General features: G+C 73.6%; 13 protein-coding genes and 2 pseudogenes. 11 read left to right on the top strand and 4 right to left on the bottom strand.

The window, feature by feature from the left end; genetic code table 11:
* The first annotated feature begins 112 nt into the window (after positions 1–112).
* A complete protein-coding gene (gene ccrA / locus PS467_RS40760) occupies positions 113–1,462 on the top strand; it encodes a crotonyl-CoA carboxylase/reductase (protein WP_432280703.1) in 1,350 nt (449 codons plus the stop codon).
* Between the two features lie 14 nt (positions 1,463–1,476).
* Complete coding sequence (locus tag PS467_RS40755; protein ID WP_311039552.1) at positions 1,477–3,555, top strand: aspartate aminotransferase family protein; 2,079 nt, start codon at positions 1,477–1,479, stop codon at positions 3,553–3,555.
* Between the two features lie 172 nt (positions 3,556–3,727).
* On the opposite strand, the gene PS467_RS40750 is transcribed toward PS467_RS40755, so the two are convergent.
* Positions 3,728–4,912: an acyl-CoA dehydrogenase family protein gene (locus PS467_RS40750; protein ID WP_311039551.1), complete on the bottom strand. Its 1,185-nt coding sequence runs from the start codon at positions 4,910–4,912 to the stop codon at positions 3,728–3,730.
* 256 nt (positions 4,913–5,168) lie between these two features.
* Between PS467_RS40750 and PS467_RS40745 the strand changes: the two genes are divergently transcribed.
* The 7 genes and pseudogenes from PS467_RS40745 to PS467_RS40715 form a co-directional block, all read left to right on the top strand.
* The gene (locus PS467_RS40745) at positions 5,169–5,762 is read left to right on the top strand and encodes an NADPH-dependent FMN reductase (RefSeq protein WP_268976700.1); all 594 of its coding nucleotides are present in this window, start codon (positions 5,169–5,171) and stop codon (positions 5,760–5,762) included.
* Between the two features lie 464 nt (positions 5,763–6,226).
* Positions 6,227–8,872 (top strand): helix-turn-helix transcriptional regulator, encoded by a 2,646-nt coding sequence (locus PS467_RS40740; RefSeq protein WP_311039550.1) that lies wholly within the window; start codon positions 6,227–6,229, stop codon positions 8,870–8,872.
* A complete protein-coding gene (locus PS467_RS40735; protein WP_311039549.1) occupies positions 8,869–11,613 on the top strand; it encodes an ATP-binding protein in 2,745 nt (914 codons plus the stop codon). The genes PS467_RS40740 and PS467_RS40735 overlap by 4 nt, the downstream gene beginning before the upstream one ends.
* A gap of 143 nt (positions 11,614–11,756) precedes the next feature.
* Positions 11,757–12,977, top strand: a complete 1,221-nt coding sequence (locus PS467_RS40730) for a cytochrome P450 (RefSeq protein WP_311039548.1) — start codon at positions 11,757–11,759, stop codon at positions 12,975–12,977.
* Complete coding sequence (locus tag PS467_RS40725; protein ID WP_030840144.1) at positions 12,974–13,189, top strand: ferredoxin; 216 nt, start codon at positions 12,974–12,976, stop codon at positions 13,187–13,189. The genes PS467_RS40730 and PS467_RS40725 overlap by 4 nt, the downstream gene beginning before the upstream one ends.
* A gap of 26 nt (positions 13,190–13,215) precedes the next feature.
* Positions 13,216–13,659 carry a nuclear transport factor 2 family protein gene (locus PS467_RS40720; protein WP_311039547.1) on the top strand — a complete coding sequence of 148 codons (444 nt, stop codon included), beginning with the start codon at positions 13,216–13,218 and terminating at the stop codon, positions 13,657–13,659.
* A gap of 386 nt (positions 13,660–14,045) precedes the next feature.
* Positions 14,046–14,120 (top strand): annotated as a pseudogene (locus tag PS467_RS40715) (transcriptional repressor); the annotation flags it as partial.
* Positions 14,121–14,995: 875 nt separating this feature from the next.
* Here the strand turns inward: PS467_RS40715 and PS467_RS40710 are convergent.
* On the bottom strand, positions 14,996–16,048 hold the full coding sequence (locus tag PS467_RS40710) for a fatty acid desaturase family protein (RefSeq protein WP_311039546.1): 1,053 nt from the start codon (positions 16,046–16,048) through the stop codon (positions 14,996–14,998).
* Positions 16,049–16,282: 234 nt separating this feature from the next.
* Here PS467_RS40710 and PS467_RS40705 point away from each other — a divergent pair, with 234 nt between their 5' ends.
* Both PS467_RS40705 and PS467_RS40700 read left to right on the top strand, forming a co-directional pair.
* Complete coding sequence (locus PS467_RS40705) at positions 16,283–16,552, top strand: amidohydrolase family protein (RefSeq protein WP_432280702.1); 270 nt, start codon at positions 16,283–16,285, stop codon at positions 16,550–16,552.
* Between the two features lie 54 nt (positions 16,553–16,606).
* Positions 16,607–16,858 (top strand): annotated as a pseudogene (locus tag PS467_RS40700) (cytochrome P450); the annotation flags it as partial.
* Positions 16,859–17,172: 314 nt separating this feature from the next.
* Here PS467_RS40700 and PS467_RS40695 read toward each other — a convergent pair.
* Entirely contained in the window at positions 17,173–17,589 is a 417-nt protein-coding gene (locus PS467_RS40695; protein WP_311039545.1) for a nuclear transport factor 2 family protein, read from the bottom strand.
* A gap of 70 nt (positions 17,590–17,659) precedes the next feature.
* Entirely contained in the window at positions 17,660–18,412 is a 753-nt protein-coding gene (locus PS467_RS40690) for an SDR family NAD(P)-dependent oxidoreductase (RefSeq protein WP_311039544.1), read from the bottom strand.
* Positions 18,413–18,488: the final 76 nt, after the last annotated feature.

Raw genomic sequence — 18,488 nt, 5'->3', positions numbered from 1 at the left:
CTCCACCGCCCGGCAACTGGCCGGAATCCGGGCCGGGGCCGGGCGCGATGAACGGGCGATTACCTGGTGGCACTAGGTTCCGCAGCAGGCCGGACTATGCCAGGGAGCAGCCGTGAACCCATTCCTGGAAGCGATTCTCGACAACCGACCACCTGAGGTGTTCGAGAGTCTGGACCTTCCCGACACCTACGCCGCCGCGCATCTGCGCGCGGAGGACACCGAGATGTTCCGCGACGCCGCCGACAAGGACGTCAGGAAGTCGCTGCGGGTCGGCCCGGTGGAGATGCCGGAGCCGGCCCCCGACGAGGTCGTCGTCGCCGTGATGGCCAGTTCGATCAACTACAACACGGTGTGGTCGGCGACGTTCGAGCCGATGCCGACGTTCACCTTCCTGCGCAACTACGCGGCGCAGGGCGGCTGGGCGGCCCGGCACGACCGCCCGTTCCAGGTGGTCGGCTCGGACGCCGCGGGCGTGGTCGTGCGGGTCGGTTCCAAGGTCAGCCGGTGGAAGCCCGGTGACCATGTCGTGGTGCACCCGGTGCACGTGGACGAAGAGGAGCCGGTGACCCACGCCGACGCCATGCTCGGCACCGAGATGCGCGCCTGGGGCTATGAGACCAACTACGGCGGGATGGGCGAGTTCGCCATCGCCCGCGCCAGCATGCTGGTGCCCAAGCCACCCCATCTGACCTGGGAGGAAGCGGCCGTCGTCCCGATGTGCGGCAGCACCGCCTACCGCATGCTCGTCGGGCCCAACGGGGCCCGGATGACCCAGGGCGACGTGGTCCTGGTCTGGGGCGCCGCCGGAGGTCTGGGCGCGTACGCGGTGCAGTTCGTCAAGAACGGCGGCGGCATACCCGTGGCGGTGGTGGGTTCGCAGCGCAAGGCCGAGGCCGTCCGCCGGCTGGGCTGCGAGGTGGTGGTCGACCGGTCCGAGATCGGGCTGAGCGACGACCCCGACCCCTCCCCCGAGGACACCATCGCCGCCGGGAAGCGGCTGGGGCGCATCATCCGCCGGGAGACCGGCAGCGACCCGCAGATCGTCTTCGAGCACGTGGGGCGGGCCACCTTCGGCATCTCGGTTTTCGTCGCCGGGCGGGGAGGCACGGTGGTCACCTGTGGTTCGAGCACCGGCTACCACCACGCGTACGACAACCGCTACCTGTGGATGCGGCTCAAGAAGGTGGTCGGCAGCCACGGCGCCAACCTGGACGAGGCCGCGCGCACCAGCCGCCTGCTGTCCCAGGGCGGGATCGTGCCCACCCTGTCCGCGCTGTACCCGCTGGAACGGGCCGCTGAGGCGACCCGGCTGGTGCAGAACAACGAGCATGTCGGCAAGGTCGGCGTGCTGTGCCTGGCGCCGGAACCCGGCCTGGGCGTCACCGCGCCGGAGGTGCGGAAGCGCATCGGGCCGGAGCGGCTCAACCCGCTGCGGGAGTTCGCGCCCGCGTCCTCACTGTGAGAGGAGTACTGCCGATGGAAGAGCTGGCGGAACGCTATCTGGGAAACGCCCTGTCCGCGTGGGGCCTGGACGTGGAGTACGACCGCGCCCAGGGCGACACCGTGTACCTGCCCGGTCCCGACGGGGAACGGACCGCGGTCACCGACTTCGTGGGCGGCTTCGGCTCGCTGTTCTTCGGGCACAACCACCCGGAGCTGGTGGCCCACGCGAAGGCCCTGCTGGACGCGGGCACGCCGAGCCACGCGCAGCTGTCCAAGCGCACCGAGGCCCAGCGGGTCGCCGCGGCGCTCGACGCGATCGTCCGGCGGGAGCTCGGCGCCACGGAGCCGTACGAGGTCGTCTTCGCCAACACCGGTGCCGAGGCCGTCGAGGCGGCCATGAAACACGCCGAGCTGGCGCGGGTGTTCCGCTTGAACGCGCTGGCCGCCGAGGTGGCCGCGCACGCCCGCGACGCCGAGGAGCGGGCGCGGGCCGGCGGGGTCCGGCTCACGCCGGCCGCCGCCCAGGTGGCCGGGCCCGGCGGAGACGTGGCGGCGCTGGTGGCGGAGGCCGGGCGGCGCAACGCGGAGGCCCTGGGCCGGGCGCCGGAGTTCTTCGCGCTGGACGGCGGATTCCACGGCAAGCTCGTGGGCAGCCTCCAGCTCACCCACAACCCCACGTTCCGCCTGCCGTTCCAGGGGCTCGGTGCGCGCGCCCGCTTCGTCCCCGCCGACCGGCCCGAGGAGGCGCTGGAGTACGTCGGGGCCGAGCAGCCCCATCTGCTCGACGTCGTCGCCGAGGACGGGGTGGTGGACGTGGTGCGGCGGCCGGTGCCGTTCGTCGCCGCCTTCGTCGTCGAGCCCATCCAGGGCGAGGGCGGCATCCACGAGCTCACCCCCGAGCAGGCCAAGCGGATCGCCGACGTGTGCCGGACGCTCCAGTGCCCGCTGGTGGTCGACGAGATCCAGACCGGCGCCGGGCGCACGGGGGCCTTCTTCGCCAGCGCGGGCATCGGCCTGACCGGCGACTACTACACGCTGGCCAAGAGCGTCGGCGGCGGCCTGGCCAAGACGTCGATGCTGCTGGTGCGGCGGTCGGCGTACGTCAAGGAGTTCGAGCTGCTGCACAGCTCGACGTTCGCCAAGGACAGCTTCTCCTGCGCGATCACCGAGAAGGTGCTGGAGATGCTGGAGCGCGACGACGGGGCCGCCTACCGGCAGGCCGCCGAGCGGGGGGCGCGGCTGCGCGCCGCCCTGGAGGAGGTGCACGCCGAGTTCGGGGACGTGGTGCGCGGCGTGCGCGGGCGGGGTCTGCTGCTCGGGTTCGAGTTCGCCGACCAGTCGGCGTCCGGCTCCGCGGTGATCCGCAACTACGCGCGCGGCGGGTTCTTCGGCTTCGCCGTCTCCGGATTCCTGCTGCGCAAGTACCGGGTGCGGCTGATGCCGACGGGCAGTTCCCCGCACACGTTGCGGATCCAGCCGTCGTACGCCGTCGACGACGCCGCGATCGACCGGCTGGCGGCGGGCCTGCGGGAGGTGTGCACGGTGCTGCGGCACCAGGACGCGCTGCACTTGGTGCACCCGCTGACCGGTGCGGACACCCCGCTGCCGCGCACGGACGTACGGGACTTCCGGTCCGCGGCGCCGGCGGGCGAGGACGCCGGGGCGGCGGCCACGGCCACCCGGGTCGCGTACGTGGCCGACCTGGGCACGCCCGAGGCGCTGCGGCGTTTCGACCCCTCGCTCGCGGAGCTGGACGACGCCACGCTGCGGTCGTTCGTGGCCCGGTCGGCGCCGGTGCGCGCCATGGCCCCGTGCCCGCCGTCGCGGTACCGCGCGGCGGACGGTGCGACGGTGGAGGTGACCGTCTTCCCCCTGCTGGTCGAGGAATCGGCCGGCGACACGGCGGGCACCCTGGCGGCCGACGTGGCCGGGCAGGTCGCGGCAGCGCGGGCCGCCGGGCACACATCCGTCGTGGTGAGCCCCGCGCTGCGCCGGCTGACCGGAGAGGACGTCCCGGCGGAGGCGGTGCGCGCGCCCGAGGGGCTGGTGCTGCCCGCGGGCTTCGACCTCGACGGCCACCCCGGTCTGCCGCCCGCGGCGCCGGCGCCCTGAGCGCGTTCCAGCGTGTGAACGGCCCTGCCCGGTGCGGAGAGCACCGGGCAGGGCCGTTCGCCGTGTTTCTGATGAGGGTTCCTGATGACGGGCGGAATGTTCCCGTGCCGGACGGACATGCGGCGCGGGCCCGCGGCCGGTGGTACGGCCGAGGGCCCGCGCCGACGGGCCGTCAGAACAGCAGCGACACCGGAGCGCCGGTGCCGAGCAGCGACCGGGCGTAGTCTTCGAAGATCATCGGCCGGTTGAGCGCCGTGTGCCGACTGCCGATCTCCAGGTCCCGCCAGTACCGCTGCACCGGGTGGGTCTGCGCGAACCCGCTCGTGCCCGCCAAGTCCAGCAGGCGCTGCATCGCCTCGCGGCAGCGCTCCAGCGAGCTGACCATGTGCATGCGCAGCCGGGCCCGCTCCTCCGGGGTCGCGTCCTCGCCCTCGGGCACCGCGTCGAACCCGTCCGCCACCGCGAGCATGTGCAGCATGCCCGTGTCGATCAGGTGGGTGGCCTCGGCGAACTCCTGCTGCACGGACAGCGAGTCGATGGCCCGGGAGTAGGTGGAGAAGGCGAGGGGCTTGTGCTCCTCCAACTTGTCCCGGACCACGTCCAGCGCCCCGCGGGCGGCGCCCACCAGGGACGACAGGGAGTGCAGATTGCCCTTGATCAGGACGGTGGCGGGGACCGGCGAGTCGGGCTCGCCGTCCTCCTTCAGCGGCGCGAACTGCATGAAGCGGTCCGGCACGAACACATCCTCGGCCACCATCGCGTGGGTGCCGGTGCCCAGCAGGCCGGCCACGTTCCAGGTGCGCTCGATGCGCAGGTCGGTGGGGGGAGCCAGCAGGTTGGCCACGCCCGTCTGCTTGCCGTCCTCGTAGATGGGCACCCAGGCGAGGAACGCCCAGTCCGAGATCTCGCAGCCCGAGGCGTAGGGGAAGCGGCCGTTGACCTTCACACCGCCGTCCACCTTGTCACCCCGCAGCTTGGGGTCGAGGCTGGCGGCCGAGAGCATGACGGCGTCCGGGTCGGCGCCGTATATCTCCTGCAGACCGGGCTCGGGCATGAGCATCACGAGGTCGACGGAGGCGGCGTGGTTGGCGGCGATCCAGCCGGTGGACGGACATCCGCGGCCCAGCTCGCACAGGACCTCCACCTGGTGACGCATCGGCAGCTCCCAGCCGCCCCACTTCCGGGGCGTGCTGAGCCGCAGCAGACCCGCCTCGCGCATGGCGGTCATGCTCTCGTCCGGGACCCTCGACTCCTTCTCGGTCTGCTCGGCGTTGCGCCGCAGCAGAGGGATCAGACCCTGTGCCCGTTCGATCAGCTCCTCACGGGTGGGGACCCGCTCGGCGGTCGTCTCGGACATGGTGGTTCCTCCTTGGGTGCCGTTCGCGGGTGGCTTCGTCCCACGTCCACGGGCAGCTGAGGCGAAAGGGCCGGCGGACGCGCGGCGACGGTGTGCCCGCCGCGCCCTCCGTTACGCGAAGTGCCCGCGGCGCCACACGTTAGCGGCGGTTTCCCCGAGTCCGTCCACGGCGCTGTAATCGCCCGTCTGCCCACCGCGGAGCACCGCGTTACCGGCGATAGAACGGGCGATGGAACCCGCTGCATAGAGTCGGGGTGTGGATCAGGGGACAACGGCGTACACGGTGCAGCGACCCGTCAACGTACTGGGCATCGGTGGCTCGACCCGGCCGGGTTCGACCGCCGAGCTGGCCCTGCGCGCCACGCTGGCCGCCGCGGAACGCCTCGGCGCGAAGGGCACGGTCATCGGCGGCGCCGAGCTGGTCATGCCGCTGTACGACCCGGCGGAACGGGACCTGTCCCGGCCTGCCAGGCGGCTGCTGGACGCGGTGGCCGAGGCCGACGCGCTGGTGATCGCCAGCCCCGCCTACCACGGCAGCACCTCGGGCCTGTTGAAGAACGCCCTGGATCACATCGAGGAGTTGCGCACCCACGAGCGCCCGTACCTCAGCGGCCGTGCCGTGGGGTGTCTGACGGTGGCCCAGGGCTGGCAGAGCGGCGTGGCCACGCTGGGCGCGTTGCGTACGATCACGCATGCGCTGCGGGGCTGGCCGACACCACTCGGAGTGGTGGTGAACACCTCGGCCACCGGGTTCACCGAGGACGGCCACTGCGCGGACCCCCGGGTGCGGGAGCAGATGGAGACCATGGCCCGGCAGGTGGTGGAGTTCGCCAGGATGTCCCACCGGTGACGATGCCGGCCTCCTCGTCACCGCGTCGCGACCGGCATGCGCTGTCCTCTGGTCGACGCCGAGCTGGACGTCCACGCCGGTGACCTGCGCGAGGCGGCGGTGCATCCCAAAAGGCCCGGGGGGAAAGGCCCGTGTCCCCTTCGGTGGTCTCCGAGGTGGTGTCCCGTCCGAGCCTCGCCCCGGCGGGCGGGCCAGGACGCTCCCCGGAGCCCGGCGGCGACGTGTCCCGCTTCCCGCGTCGGCTGCGCACGATGCGCGCCCCGACCCGGGCGTCCTTGGTCTCCCGCGCGTACACGCTGGGGCTCTTCGCCCCCGGGAGCCGGCCACCGAAAAGGTGGCTCCGGCTCCGTACGCCGCTGCATGGCCGCCTACACCGTCCGGAACCGAGTTTAGGTGCATCCCTAAACACATTTCCGTAAGGGTGTGCTGTGTCAGCTGAAAAGGCCACGTCAGGATGGAGTGTCATGGGCAGAGGCCGCCTGTGGGGACGGCAGGACGAACGCGCCGCCCTGGACCGGTCGCTGGCCGACGCGGCCGGGCGCGGCGCGCTGGTCGTCCTCCGCGGCGCCCGGGGCATGGGCAGGACCGCGCTGCTGGACGCCGTGGCGGACGCCTGGCGGGCCGCGGGCGTCCAGGTCCTGGCCACCCGGTTCGGCGATACCGCGGACCCGGCGGACCCGTTCGGCTACCAGGCAGTCGTACGGGCCGTCCGCGACCACGTCGAGCAGCTGGACGAGCCGCGCCTGACGGACGCGATCGGGGGGCTGGTCCGGCTGTGCGCCGGCCGGCCGTGGACCCGTCCGGAGCGTACGGTCTCGCTGGTCCTCGAACTGGCCGTTATGTTCGACTCGATCAGCGGCCCGGCCCCGGTCGCGCTGCTGGTCGACGACGCCGACGCGGTGGCGGAACCGGCGGCGGCCCTCGACGCGGCGCGCCGGCCGGGCTGCCTGGTGGTCGCCGCGGTCCGGGACACCGCTTCCACCGGCCGGGGCGCCGCCGCGATGACCCAGTTGGTCACCCTGGCCGACCTGGTGATCGACCTGCCTCCGCTGACCGGGAACCACCTGGACCGGCTGGTCGCCGAGCGGTACCCCGCCCCGCCGGACGAGGCCCTGCTGCCCGCGCTGTGCCAGGCCCTGGGCCCGCTGGCCGGGAACCCCGGCGCCGTACTCGCCACGCTGGCCGACCTGGAGGCGAGGGGCCGGCTGACGCCGGTGCACGGGCGGCTCTGCCTCGGTGCGCCGGACCGGCCGATCGCCCTGGCCTCGGACGGCCCGGCCGGCCCGCTCGAGGACCTGGGCGAGGACGCCGCGGCGGTGGCCGGCCTGATCGCGCTCGGCCCCGTCGGCCTGGATGAGCTGCCGCTGCTCGCGGCGGCCCGCGGGATGCGGCCCGCCGACTGCGGACGGCTCGTCGACACGCTGGTCGACCGCGGTGTGCTGGAGACGGACGCCGACGGCCACCTGCGGCACCGCTCCCCCGCGCTCGCCACGCTGCTGCGGGAGCGGGCGGACCCCGCCGTCGCCGCCGCGCTGCGCAGATCGCTGGCCGACGCGCTGCGCCGAAGGTTCGCCGCCGGGCTGCCGGTGGACCCGGCGGCGCTGGCCGATCGGGTCGCGGACGCCGGCCGGGCGCTGCCCCGCGACCTCGCGCTCGGGAGACTGCTGACCACCCTCGCCGCCCGCCCGGACGAGGACCCGGCACGGGCGGCGGCGTGGCTGCGGGCCGCCTGGTGGCACGCCGCCGACGCACGGCTCCGCGCCCGCCTCGCCGGCCCGCTGCTGCGGCTGCTGGTCCGCGCCGGGCACTACGAACTTCTCGGCGAGACGGTCGGCATGATCCTGGCCGACCACGGCGTGCCGTCGGCGCTGCGCGGGGAGCTGGCCGACGCGGCCATGCTCGCCGCCGTGCACACCGGCGAGCCGGTCCCCGCCCCGACCGTGCGGGCCCTCGCCACGGACGGCGGCGAACCGCCCGAGCCGCTGGCTTTCGCCGCCGCCTGGTCCGCCGGCCGGGAGCCGCGCCGGCCGGAGGCGGACGCCACCCGGGTGGTCCGGCCGCTGCGCACGGCCGGCGGTCCGGCGCCGGACCCCGCCGACGTGGCGGAGGTCTTCGAGCGGACCCTCGGCCCCCGCTACACCCCGCCGCCGGGCAGTGTGCCCGGCCTCTACCGGCGGATCGTGCGCGGCTACGCGCGCGGTGACCTCACCGCCGCGCTGTCCGCGGCACGGCGGCTGGAGGTGACCGGGACGGCGGACACCCCGGCACACCGGCACGGGCGGCTGCTGGCGGCCGAGATCTGCCGGACCCGCGGCGACGCCCGCCAGGCCCTTAGCTGGCTGGAGTCGGTGCCCGCCGACGGGGTCTGCCCGGCGCTGCGGGGCTGGGTGGAGTGCGGGGTGGTCGCGCTGCGGCACGAGGCCAGGGACCCGGAGCACCGTGCGGCCTTCGCGGCGGGCTGGCGGGTCTACGAACGCCTCGGGGACGGCGGCACCCGCCACGGCGTGGCCGGGCTGCTGCCGCGGCTGGCCCGGATGGCGGTCAGCGCGGGCGAGCACCGGCACGCCCGCGAACTGCTCGCCGACATCGAGCACCGCTGCGCCGGGGACCCCGACCCGCTGCTGGCCGAGGCCCGCCTGCTGACCCGGGCGGTGGTCGCCGGGGACGCCACCGCCGCCGAGGCGGGCGCCGAACTGGCCCGCCGCCGCGCCCACCAGCCCGCCCTGGTGACGGCCTGTCTGGTGGCGGGCGAGCTCGGCGACGCCCCCCGGAGGTGGCTGCGCGAGGCGTACGAGCTGGCCGGGCCGTTCGACTCGACGTATCTGCGCCGGCGCATCCGGACGCTGATGCGGGGCCGGGGCGTCACCGTCCCGCGTCCGCGCGCGCGGCGCGAGACGTTCTCCCCCACCGAGCTGCGGATCATCCAGCTGATCTGCGACGGCTGGACCAACCGGCAGATAGCCCGGCGGGAGCGGATGAGCGAGAAGACCATCGAGGACCACCTGGTCCGGCTGTTCGCGCGGACCGGCTGCCGCTCCCGGGTGCAGCTGGCGACGGCGAGCCTGGCCGGGCGGCTGACCGCCGCGGGCCCGGCCCGGGTCTCCACGTGAGCGGCCACGCGGTCGTCGGCCGCGAGGACACGGTCCGGGAGATCGTGAACGGCGCTGCCGGTGCTGCCGGTGCCGCGGACGACGCGGGCCGCGGCCCGGCCGTCCTGACGGTGCTGGCGGGGCCGGCCGGGACGGGACGCACCGCGGTGCTGGGGGAAGTGGCGTGCGAGGCGGCCAGGCGCGGGCAGACGACACTGACGCTCTCGCTGTCCCGGCACGGCCGCACGGTGCCGCTGCACGCGGCCGCCCGCCTGGCCGCCGCCCTCACCCGGCTGCCGGTCGCGGTCCGGCGGCAGGCTCCGGCGCGCCGCGGCCCGGACCGCGAGGCACCGGCGGGGTCCACCGGCATCGAGCAGGTCACCGCGGAACTCGCCCGGCTGCTGCTGGCCCGCCCCGGCCTCCTCCTCCTCGTCGACGACGCGCAGTGGCTGGACGCCTCCTCGCGTCAGGTGCTGGAACAGCTGGTGCACCGGCTGAACCGGTCGACGGCGCATTGGGTGTGCGCCGTACGCTCCCCCGTTGCGGCACACCTCCCGCCCGCGCTGCGGCGGCTGGTGGCCGAGGGGGCGGCCCGCGTGGTGACGCTGCCGCCGCTGCCCCGGCAGGTGGCCGACCGGCTCGCCGCCGACCTCCTCCAGGCGCGTCCCGACCGCGCGCTCGCCAACCGGCTGCGCCGGGACAGCCGAGGCGTCCCGGCGGCGCTCCACGCGGCCATCGACGGCTACGCGGCCGCCGGGGCGCTGAAGGTGGCCGACGGCCGCGCCCATCTGCTCGGGCACGCCGGACCCGCCCCGCTGCCGCCCGGCCACCCGCTGCTCGCGCGCTTCCGGCTGCTGCCCGAACCGGTGTGGACCGTCGCGAAGGCGGCCGCCGTACTGCACCCCCTGCACGAGCTGCTGCCCCGGCTGGCGGCGGTCGCCCTCGGCCTTGACGCCGGGGAGACCGTACGGGCGCTGGAGACGCTGGTGGAGGAGGGCATCCTGCGGACGGCCGGGCGAGGGTGGCGGTTCGCGGTGCCGTACTGGGCCGAGGCGCTGGCCGGTGCTCTCGGCCCGTACGAGCGCCGCGAGCTGGCCCGGGCCGCCGTCACGGCGCTGTGGTCGGGCGAGGCGGGGCCCGTCAGCGACGACTACCGGGCCGAGCAGCTGATGCGTTGCCGGCCGCTCGGCGAACCCGGGCGGATCGGCGGCGAACTGCTCGCCCTGGGGACGGCCGCGATGCTGCGCACCCCCGGGCCCGCCGCCCGGTGGCTGGCCGCGGCCGTCGAGTCCGCGGCCGGCGCCCGGCAGCGCGCCGTCGCCCTGGCGGAACACGCCAACGCCGGCTGCCTGGCCGCGGATCACGCGGCCGCCGCGCACAGCGCGGACCAGCTGCTGCGGCTGCGGGCCGGCCAATTGCCGCCGGGCGCCGCCCTGGACGCCCAGCTGGTGCGGGTGACGGCCCTGTGGGGGCTGCGGGACGTCGCGGCGGTACGGCGCATCGCCGCGGGCGAGCAGCAGGCGGGGCACGACGCGGCGTCCCGGGCCGTCGGCCGGGCGATCGCACTGTGCCTGCTCGGCCGCTGGGACGAGGCGTACCGGCGGCTGGCCGGCGCCCGGGGCTCCTGGGCGGGCGACGCCGCCGCGGCGGCCGTCGGCGAGCTGCTGCTCTCCTGCGCCGGGGCGGTCACCGGCCGCCCCGGCCGGTTGCGGCAGCTGCTGGAGGCGCCCGGCGCGGAGTGGGCAGCCCGCTGCCCGGAGCTCTGGGCACGGGTGCGGGTGGGGACCCTGCTGGTGTGTCAGGAGACCGAGGGTTCCGAACGGGTGCTGGCCGCCGCGCGACTGTCGGCCGAGCGGCTGTCCGGCGTGGACCGGGGCCTGCTCGCCTGGCAGCGCGGGCGCTGGGACGAGGCGCTGTACCACGCGCGGACGGGTACCGGTTCCGAGGCCGCCTCGGGCGCTCTCCAGCACGCGGTGGCCCAGATCCTGCTCGGCCGCGGGCGCCCGGCCGCCGCGCGGGCCGCGCTGGACGCCGCCCGCGCCGAACCGGCCACGTCGGGCCACCTGCTGGACGCCATGGACGCCGAGATCGCCTGGACCCTCGGCGACCCGGAACGGGCGGAGGCCCACGTCGCCGACGGACTGGCCCACGCGGCCGAGGACGCGGTCGTCACCGGCACCGCCGACCTGTGGCTCATACGCGTCTGGCTGGCCGTCAGCCGCGGCGACCCGGCGGGAGCCCGGGAGGGGCTGGCCGGCGTCGAGCGGGCGGCCGCTCTTCTCGGGACCGTGCACGGCGAGTTGACCGCGCTGCTGGCCCGGGTCGCCGTCCACCGCGATCCGGTCGTGGCCGACCGGGCCGTGGCACTGGCGCGGACGCTGGGTCAGCCGCGCGCCCTGGCCAGGACGCTGTCGGTGGTGGCCGCCACCGGATGCGGCGCCACGTCGCTGCTGAGCGAGGCCTATGAGCTGTACGGCGGTCTCGACGCGCTGCTGTACCGCTACCGCCTGCGCCGGCTGATGCGCGAGCACGACGTGCCGGTGCCCCACCGCGCCGCGGCGGTGTCGGAGAACGAGCGGCTGCTGGCCACCCTGATCGCCGAGGGCTCGACCAACCGCCAGCTGGCCACCGTGCTCCAGACCAGCGAGAAGAGCGTCGAGGGCGTACTGACCCGGCTCTTCGCCAGGACCGGCTACCGCAGCCGGGTGGACGTGGCCACGGCGATCCTGACCGGCGAGTACCCGGCCGGTGCGGGCCGGTGACCGCCCGGCCCCCGCGCCCGGTTCGCGACACGCCTACGAACCCGGGGAATCCCTCGGCAGCATCCGGCCCGCCCCGGAACGGGCGCCGTTACAGTCCAGACACCGCAGTCGGTACATACCCCAGAGGTCATAAGGAGTCACCAGTGACCACTCACCCCCCGTTGCCGCAGGCCCCGGAACGGCAGTTGCCCTTCGACCCGCCGCCCGAGTACGCCGCGCTGCGCGCCTCGGGGGAAGTCGTCCGGGTCTCCACCCCGGCCGGCTTCGACGCCTGGCTGGTCTCCGACTACGCCGGGGTGCGCGAGGTGCTCGGAGACGGGCGCCGTTTCTCGGCCCGGCCGGGGTCCACCGCGCATGTGATGCCGGGGTTCGACCCCGAGTCGCCGGTGGACGACCTCTTCACGCGCATGGACGGTCCCGAGCACATCCGCATCCGGCGCAACTTCGCCCCGCAGCTGTCGCACCCCCGCCGCCTGGCCGAGCTCAAGCCGCTGGTCCAGGAGACGGTGGACGACGCGGTAGACGGGCTGAAGGGCGCCGCGCAGCCGCACGACCTCCACGTCAACTACTCGCGCCTGATCAGCACCACGGTGATCGCCGAGCTGATCGGGGTCCCGCAGGAGTCGCGGCACCTGTTCTACGACACCGCCAAAGCCCTGTTCGACCCGACTGGCAAGGCCACCGAGGAGCTGGGGCCCGCCCTCCTCCCGCTCTACGTCTACATGCAGGAACTGGTCGCCGCCCGCCGCGCCGAGCCCGGCGACGACGTGGTGAGCCGGCTGATCGCCTTCAACGCCCAGGCCGAACGGCCGCTGAGCGACCATGAGCTGATCATGATGAACGGCGCGCTGTTCATCTTCGGCTTCGACGTCATCTCCTCGCGTCTGTCGGGCGGCCTGCTCATGCTGCTCTCGGACCGGTCACGGTGGGAGCGGCTGTGCGCCGACCCCGACCTGGCCCCGACCGCGGCCGAGGAGGTCGTCCGCTTCCTCGGCTCTCCCACGGGCCTGCTGCGCCAGGCGACCGAGGACACCACGGTGCACGGGCAGCCGATCAGCGCGGGCGACTACGTGGTGCTGGCGGTGCAGTCGGCCAACCGGGACACCGCCCTGCTGCCCGACGGCGACGTCTTCGACATGGCCCGCAAGCCGGGCCCGCACCTCGGCTTCGGCCACGGCGCGCACGCCTGTGTGGCCCAGCAGATCGCCCGCGTTCAGCTCACCGCCGCGCTGCGCGGACTCGCCACCCGCGTGCCGTCCCTGCGGCTGGTCAAGCCGCTGTCCGAGATCGAGTGCCGGGACGACAGCACCGCCCGCGGACCGGCGGAGGTCCCCGCGGCCTGGGACGAGGTACTTCCCCGATGAGGATCGTGGCGGACACCGGCCGGTGCATCGGGGCCGCGGTGTGCGCCCTGGCCGTCCCCGAGGTCTTCGACCAGGACCCGGTGGAGGCGACCGTGGTCGTCCTGGACCCGGCCCCGCCACCGGAGACACACGAGGCCGTACGCGAGGCGGTGGAGCGCTGCCCGTCCGGCGCGCTCCGGGTGGACGGCTCCACCGTCTCTGCCCGCACCTGACCCAACCCCGAAGGGACACACTCCCCGTGACCGACACCACGGACACCATGGACACCACGCCGGTCGGCGTCTTCAACCGCTGCATGGAGCTGCTGCTCGTCAACGACATCCCCACTTTCCTGACCCTGATCCACCCCGACGCGGTCATGGAGTTCCCCTTCACCCCGCCGGGCCGGCCCCGCCGGATCGAGGGCGGCGAGGCGGTGCGCGAGTACTTCATGAACTACTCGCGGATGATGGGGACCAGCGAGGTCACCGACCTCACGGTGCACGAGACCAAGGACCCGGAAGTCCTCGTCATCGAGTTCGCCGGCACGTCCACCGCGACGGCCACCGGCGAACAGGTCGACCTCGCCTTCGTCTCCGTGCTGCGCGTCCGCGACGGGCTCGTGCTGCACTACCGCGACTACTGGAACCCGCTCACCACCCTGGCCCTCATGAACGAGGCCCCGCCCGGCGCCGAGGTCTAGCGGCGTACGCGCGATGCGGGCGGCGTACGCACCCCGCGTACGCCCCGGTCGAGCCCGGTTCCGCCGGGCGCCCGGCGCGCGGCATGCGCAGCACCGCCCGTTCGGCGGTGAAGGGTGTCAATATTCCGATCAGGCGGCTGAGCTGGGCGTTCCTTGTGGATGGAGACGTCGTTGGGGTGGCGTGGTGTGGTACTCGTCCAGCAGGCCGCCGAGTAGCTGTCGCCGTCGCACTACGGCAGCGGCCGGGGGATGACGCTCGGGTGGTCGTCCGGGGCGCGTGGGCGAGGCTGCGGTGGGCCCGTCCGGTGGTGTAGTGCCCGGCGTACGTGGTGAGGGCGGCATGGAGGTGTCGTTAGCCGAGCCACCTCCGCGTCGGTCCCGACCACCGCTGCCCCACCGGCGAACACCACCACCTCGGCTGCCGGGTCTGCGGCAAGGCGGTCGAGGTCAAGGGCCTCGCGGCCGCGGCGGCGGAGGACTGAAACGGGTTCAGACGCGGGGCAGATGGCGGCTCAGGAGGGCCCTCAGCCGCTCCGCGTCCTACGGAGAGCGCAGCCCCGCGCTTGGGCAGCACCTCCACGAGCAGGATGTTCGGGTCGCGGCTGAGCAACACCACGTGGTCGCGGGTCTCGCGGTAACCGCGGAAGACTGGCCAACGCTGTACGAGCGTCGCGTGCGCGTTCTCGGCCGCGATCCCCGTCTCGCTCACGGACGTGCGGTACTCGCCCTGCCAGGAGACTGTGCGCAGCGCGTGGTGGGCCTGGAGGTGCGGGATCGACCAGCTCCAGGCGGCGCAGAAGACGGCGGTCACGAACGACAGCGCGGAGCTTTCCGGCGTGGTCACCGCCAGCACAGCGCCGGCCCCGAACAGCCCCGTGAAGCCCCACCGGACCAGGTGGAGGCGCCGACGGCGCTCACGCAGCGCCACGCCCGCGAGGATGTCGGCGCGTGTCGGCCGGTAGACCAGCTCGATCCTGTCTTCCGTCCCGCCCCATGTCCACGACCATGAAACGGGATATTACTGCCCGCGCCGACTGCCGTGATCAGCTACCGCACGACACGTACGGGGAAGAGCTGGCCGGCATCAGCCGGCACCCAAGTGATGCTGTGACCGCGCGCGCGTCGTGTTCGAGGCACTCGCCCGCGGAATGGGGTCTCCCCCGCGCAGGCGGACGAGCTCGTCCGGCAGCTGGAGGCCGGGCCGATGGCCGGCGCCCACACCTGGATCTTTGGAAGCAGCCCCTCGTTGGTGCGGAGCAGGGCTTTCGGAAGCGGCTGATTCGAGGGCGTGCGAGCGGTAGCGAGCGATCCGCTGCGCATCGCCGACACCACCGCCTCATTCTGGCCGGGCCGCACCGCCGACCGTGTGCATGTGCCGCAGCCCTTGCCGGTACGAGTCGAGCAGCCCGGTCTCGGCGTACAAGAGCCCGAGGTTGCGGCAGTGTTCCCGGACCAGAGGCTGTACGAGCCTGAGGTGGGGCCTGGGCATGTTCGGGAAGAGGTGGTGCTCGATCTGGTAGTTCAGCCCGCCGAGGAGCCAGTCCGTGATCGGCCCGCCCCGGACGTTCCGCGAGGTCAGGACCTGGCGGCGCAGATGGCCCCAGCGCTCGCCCGCCGGGTCGGGCATGTCCATGCCCTTGTGGTTGGGAGCGAAGGCCATTCCCAGGTGGAGCCCGAAGAGCGCCTGATGGAGCAGTGCGAACACGATGGCCTTGCCCACCGGCAGGCAGGTGAGCAGCAGGGCACCGTAACCGGCCGCGTGCAGCGCCAGCAGCGCGCCCTCGACGGCCCGCTCGCGCACCGGCTGCCGCCGCAGGTCCTGGACACTGCTCACCTTCAGGGCGATGCCTTCGAGCAGCAGCATCGGGAAGAACAGCCAGGCCTGGTGGCGGGTGACCCAGCGGGCGAATCCGCGGCGCACAGCGGCCTGCTCCGCGGTCCACACGAGTGCGCCGGCGCCGACGTCCGGGTCCTTCTCGATGTGGTTGGGGTTGGCGTGGTGCCGGTTGTGCTTGTCGTTCCACCACGCGTAGCTCATGCCCAGGAGCAGATTGCCGTGGAGGAGTCCGATGGCGCGGTTCGCCCGGCGGCCGACGGCGATCTGGGCGTGCCCGGCGTCGTGGCCGACGTAGGCGGTGCGGGCGGACAGGATGGCCAGCGGCACGGCGAGCAGCAGCGTCCACCAGGTGTCCCCGGCGAGGACAAACCCTGCCACCACAGCGGCCAGGGCAAGGAGGTTCACGGTGATCATCCGCGCGTACCAGCCCTTGCGACGCTCCAGCAGCCCCTGTTCCCTGACCTTCCGCAGCAGGGGAGTGAACTCGCTCCCCTGCTGCGCAGTGGCACCGACGGGTGCGGTGGACACAGACGGCGCGGTGGTCTGAGACATGGAGGACTCCGGTCCTGAATCGGCCAGTAGAGCTCTGACCTGCTTAAACGTACGGACCGGGGTCATACGGCGCCATGGCGTCAACACCCCAGCCGCACGGGGGCCAGCCCCAGGATCCCTAAGGGGGTGAGCGACACCTCCGCCCCGGCCTGAAGACGACCACACCCCACCGGAGCACCCGGATCATGCCGCGGAGGAACCGCTCCTGCGGCGCCGCACCGTGATCGCCGCTCCGTGGCCGGCATGTTGCTGCGGGAGTCGAGGGCCAGCGGCCGCAGCAGCGGCCCGGAGCAGTGCGTCGGCCTCGACGAGGCCCTGCGCGCCTACACGGTGAACGCCGCGCGGCAGAACTTCGCCGAGGCGTGGAAAGGGGCCGTCGAGGCGGGCAAGATCGCCGACCTGTGCGTACTGGACCGTCCGCTGCTCGGCCTGGAGCCGCACCGCATCGCCGAGACAGAGGTGGATCTGACGGTGTTCGACGGACGTATCGTCCACGAACGCTGACGGTGCCCGCCCGTACACTGGGGCTCGAACGACCGGACGGCCCGACGTGTGCCCCGCGACGAGGAGGTCTTCGGCAACCCCTACGACTTCGACGTCGCCCGGCAGGACAACGACCACGTCACCTTCGGCAAGGGCAGCCCCCACCTGTGCCTGGGCAACCTGCCGGCGCGCACCGAGATCCGCATCATGTTCGAGGAGCTGATCCCGCGCCTGGCGGACATCCGCCTCGCCGGCGACGTGCCGCGCGTGCGCTCCAACTTCGTCAACGGCATCAAGAAGCTGCCCGTCGAGGTGACGCTCGCCTGAGGCTGCGGGTCGTGCTGTCCGGCTACCGCGAAGGTGAGTCGATCCGGTACTCCGAGCTCCTCCCGGCCCTGCGCGTCCGCGGACCACCGGTCGTGCGGACGCCGAAGTCCTCGACTGCCGTGGCCTGTTCACCGACGACCGCGCCCCCGCAGTCGACCGGTGGCCGGAATGGCCCCGGGCATCCGCCGCGCCGTCGAAGCCTGGGCCCGTACTCTCCTCGACGGTGACCCGCGGTCCGAGCCTCGCTCCCGGCACACGGCATGGGCCTGCCTGGGCGAGATCCACCAGGCCACGGAGCACATGAGCACTCTCCCTCAGCCGGCGTTGAACGCCTCCTTGACGGTCAGTGTGTCCTCGTACAGGTGCATGCGGACGATCCGGTTGTCCTCGACCGTCAGGTGTATGGCCGCCGGTGTGGTGAACTCCTTTCCAGTGGCCACGACGGTGTGCGTCCAGACCGCCAGCAGTACCACCTCACCACCGTCGACGATGATGCGCTCCAGCACGACCTTGCTCCTGCCGTGCACGAAGTGCGGCCACATCGTGGTGAAGTACGGCGCGACCTCCTCCCGGCGGGTACGGCGCCCGGTCCAGGACAGCGCGTCACTGCCGGGAACGTACCAGTCGATCTCCTCGCCGAACAGTTCCTGGATGCCGTCGGGGTCCTGCCTGCCGAGGCGCTCCACGAACTTCTCGGCCACGGTCCGCGAGGTCTGAGCATCTGTTGCCATCGTCCTTCTTCCTTGTCCCTTGTCTTTTCGTTTGCAGCGTCGAATGCGTCCCGCGTCGCCGGTTTGGCGCCTAGAGCTGTGTGGCGCCGCCGTCGACGAACAGTTCCGCGCCGGTGGTGAAAGTGCTTTGGTCGCCGGCCAGGTAGAGGGCGGTGGCGGCGACCTCGTCGGGATGGCCGGCGCGGCCGAGCGGGGTCACTGGAGCAGGCTCGGCCGCGGTGGGCTGGTCGCCGTGCGGGAAAGCGGTGAGGAGTTCGGCCAGGCCCGGGGTCTCGACAGGGCCGGGGGTGAGGGTGTTGACGCGGATTCCCCGGCCGGCCAGTTCGGCGGCCCAGGTGCGGGCGAGGCTGCGGATCGCGGCCTTGGTGGCGGCGTAGACGCCGAGGCCCGGGACGGCCCGCAGGGCCGAACTGGAGGAAAGCAGCATCACCGAGGCGCCGGCCGTCAGCAGCGGCAGCGCCTTTTGCACAGTGAAGACCGTGCCCTTGAGATTGATCGAGGTAGTGCGGTCGTACTCCTCCTCGGTGATCGCGCCGAGCGGGCCGTAGTCCCCGACCCCGGCGTTGGCCACCACAATGTCCAGGCGGCCGCTGCGGTTCGCGATCTCGGCGAAGAGCCGGTCGAGGTCGCCGAGGTCCGCGGCATCGCCCTGGATGGCGATGCCGCGGGCGCCGACCTGCGCGACGGCGGCGTCCAGCGCGGCCTTGCGGCGCCCGGTCAGGTAGACGGTCGCGCCCTCGGCGGCGAAACGGCGGGCGATCGCCAGGCCGATGCCGCTGGATGCGCCGGTGACGAGGGCGGTCTTGTCGTCCAGCTGTCCCATGAGATTCTCCAATCTTGATGTAACCATATTGGTTACATCGATGTGCGGAATGCGATCCCCCTCGGTTCAGGGGAAG

Source organism: Streptomyces luomodiensis, from assembly GCF_031679605.1.
In the GTDB taxonomy this organism is placed as follows: Bacteria; Actinomycetota; Actinomycetes; order Streptomycetales; family Streptomycetaceae; genus Streptomyces; species Streptomyces luomodiensis.
Note: the sequence above shows the minus strand (reverse complement) of the source record. Positions and strands in the feature narration are given on the sequence as shown.

Coding starts and splice junctions, on each gene's coding strand:
- PS467_RS40755 (WP_311039552.1), top strand. CDS start 1,477: ATGGAAGAGCTGGCGGAACGCTATCTGGGAAACGCCCTGTCCGCGTGG.
- PS467_RS40750 (WP_311039551.1), bottom strand. CDS start 4,912: ATGTCCGAGACGACCGCCGAGCGGGTCCCCACCCGTGAGGAGCTGATC.
- PS467_RS40740 (WP_311039550.1), top strand. CDS start 6,227: ATGGGCAGAGGCCGCCTGTGGGGACGGCAGGACGAACGCGCCGCCCTG.
- PS467_RS40725 (WP_030840144.1), top strand. CDS start 12,974: ATGAGGATCGTGGCGGACACCGGCCGGTGCATCGGGGCCGCGGTGTGC.
- PS467_RS40710 (WP_311039546.1), bottom strand. CDS start 16,048: ATGTCTCAGACCACCGCGCCGTCTGTGTCCACCGCACCCGTCGGTGCC.
- PS467_RS40695 (WP_311039545.1), bottom strand. CDS start 17,589: ATGGCAACAGATGCTCAGACCTCGCGGACCGTGGCCGAGAAGTTCGTG.
- PS467_RS40690 (WP_311039544.1), bottom strand. CDS start 18,412: ATGGGACAGCTGGACGACAAGACCGCCCTCGTCACCGGCGCATCCAGC.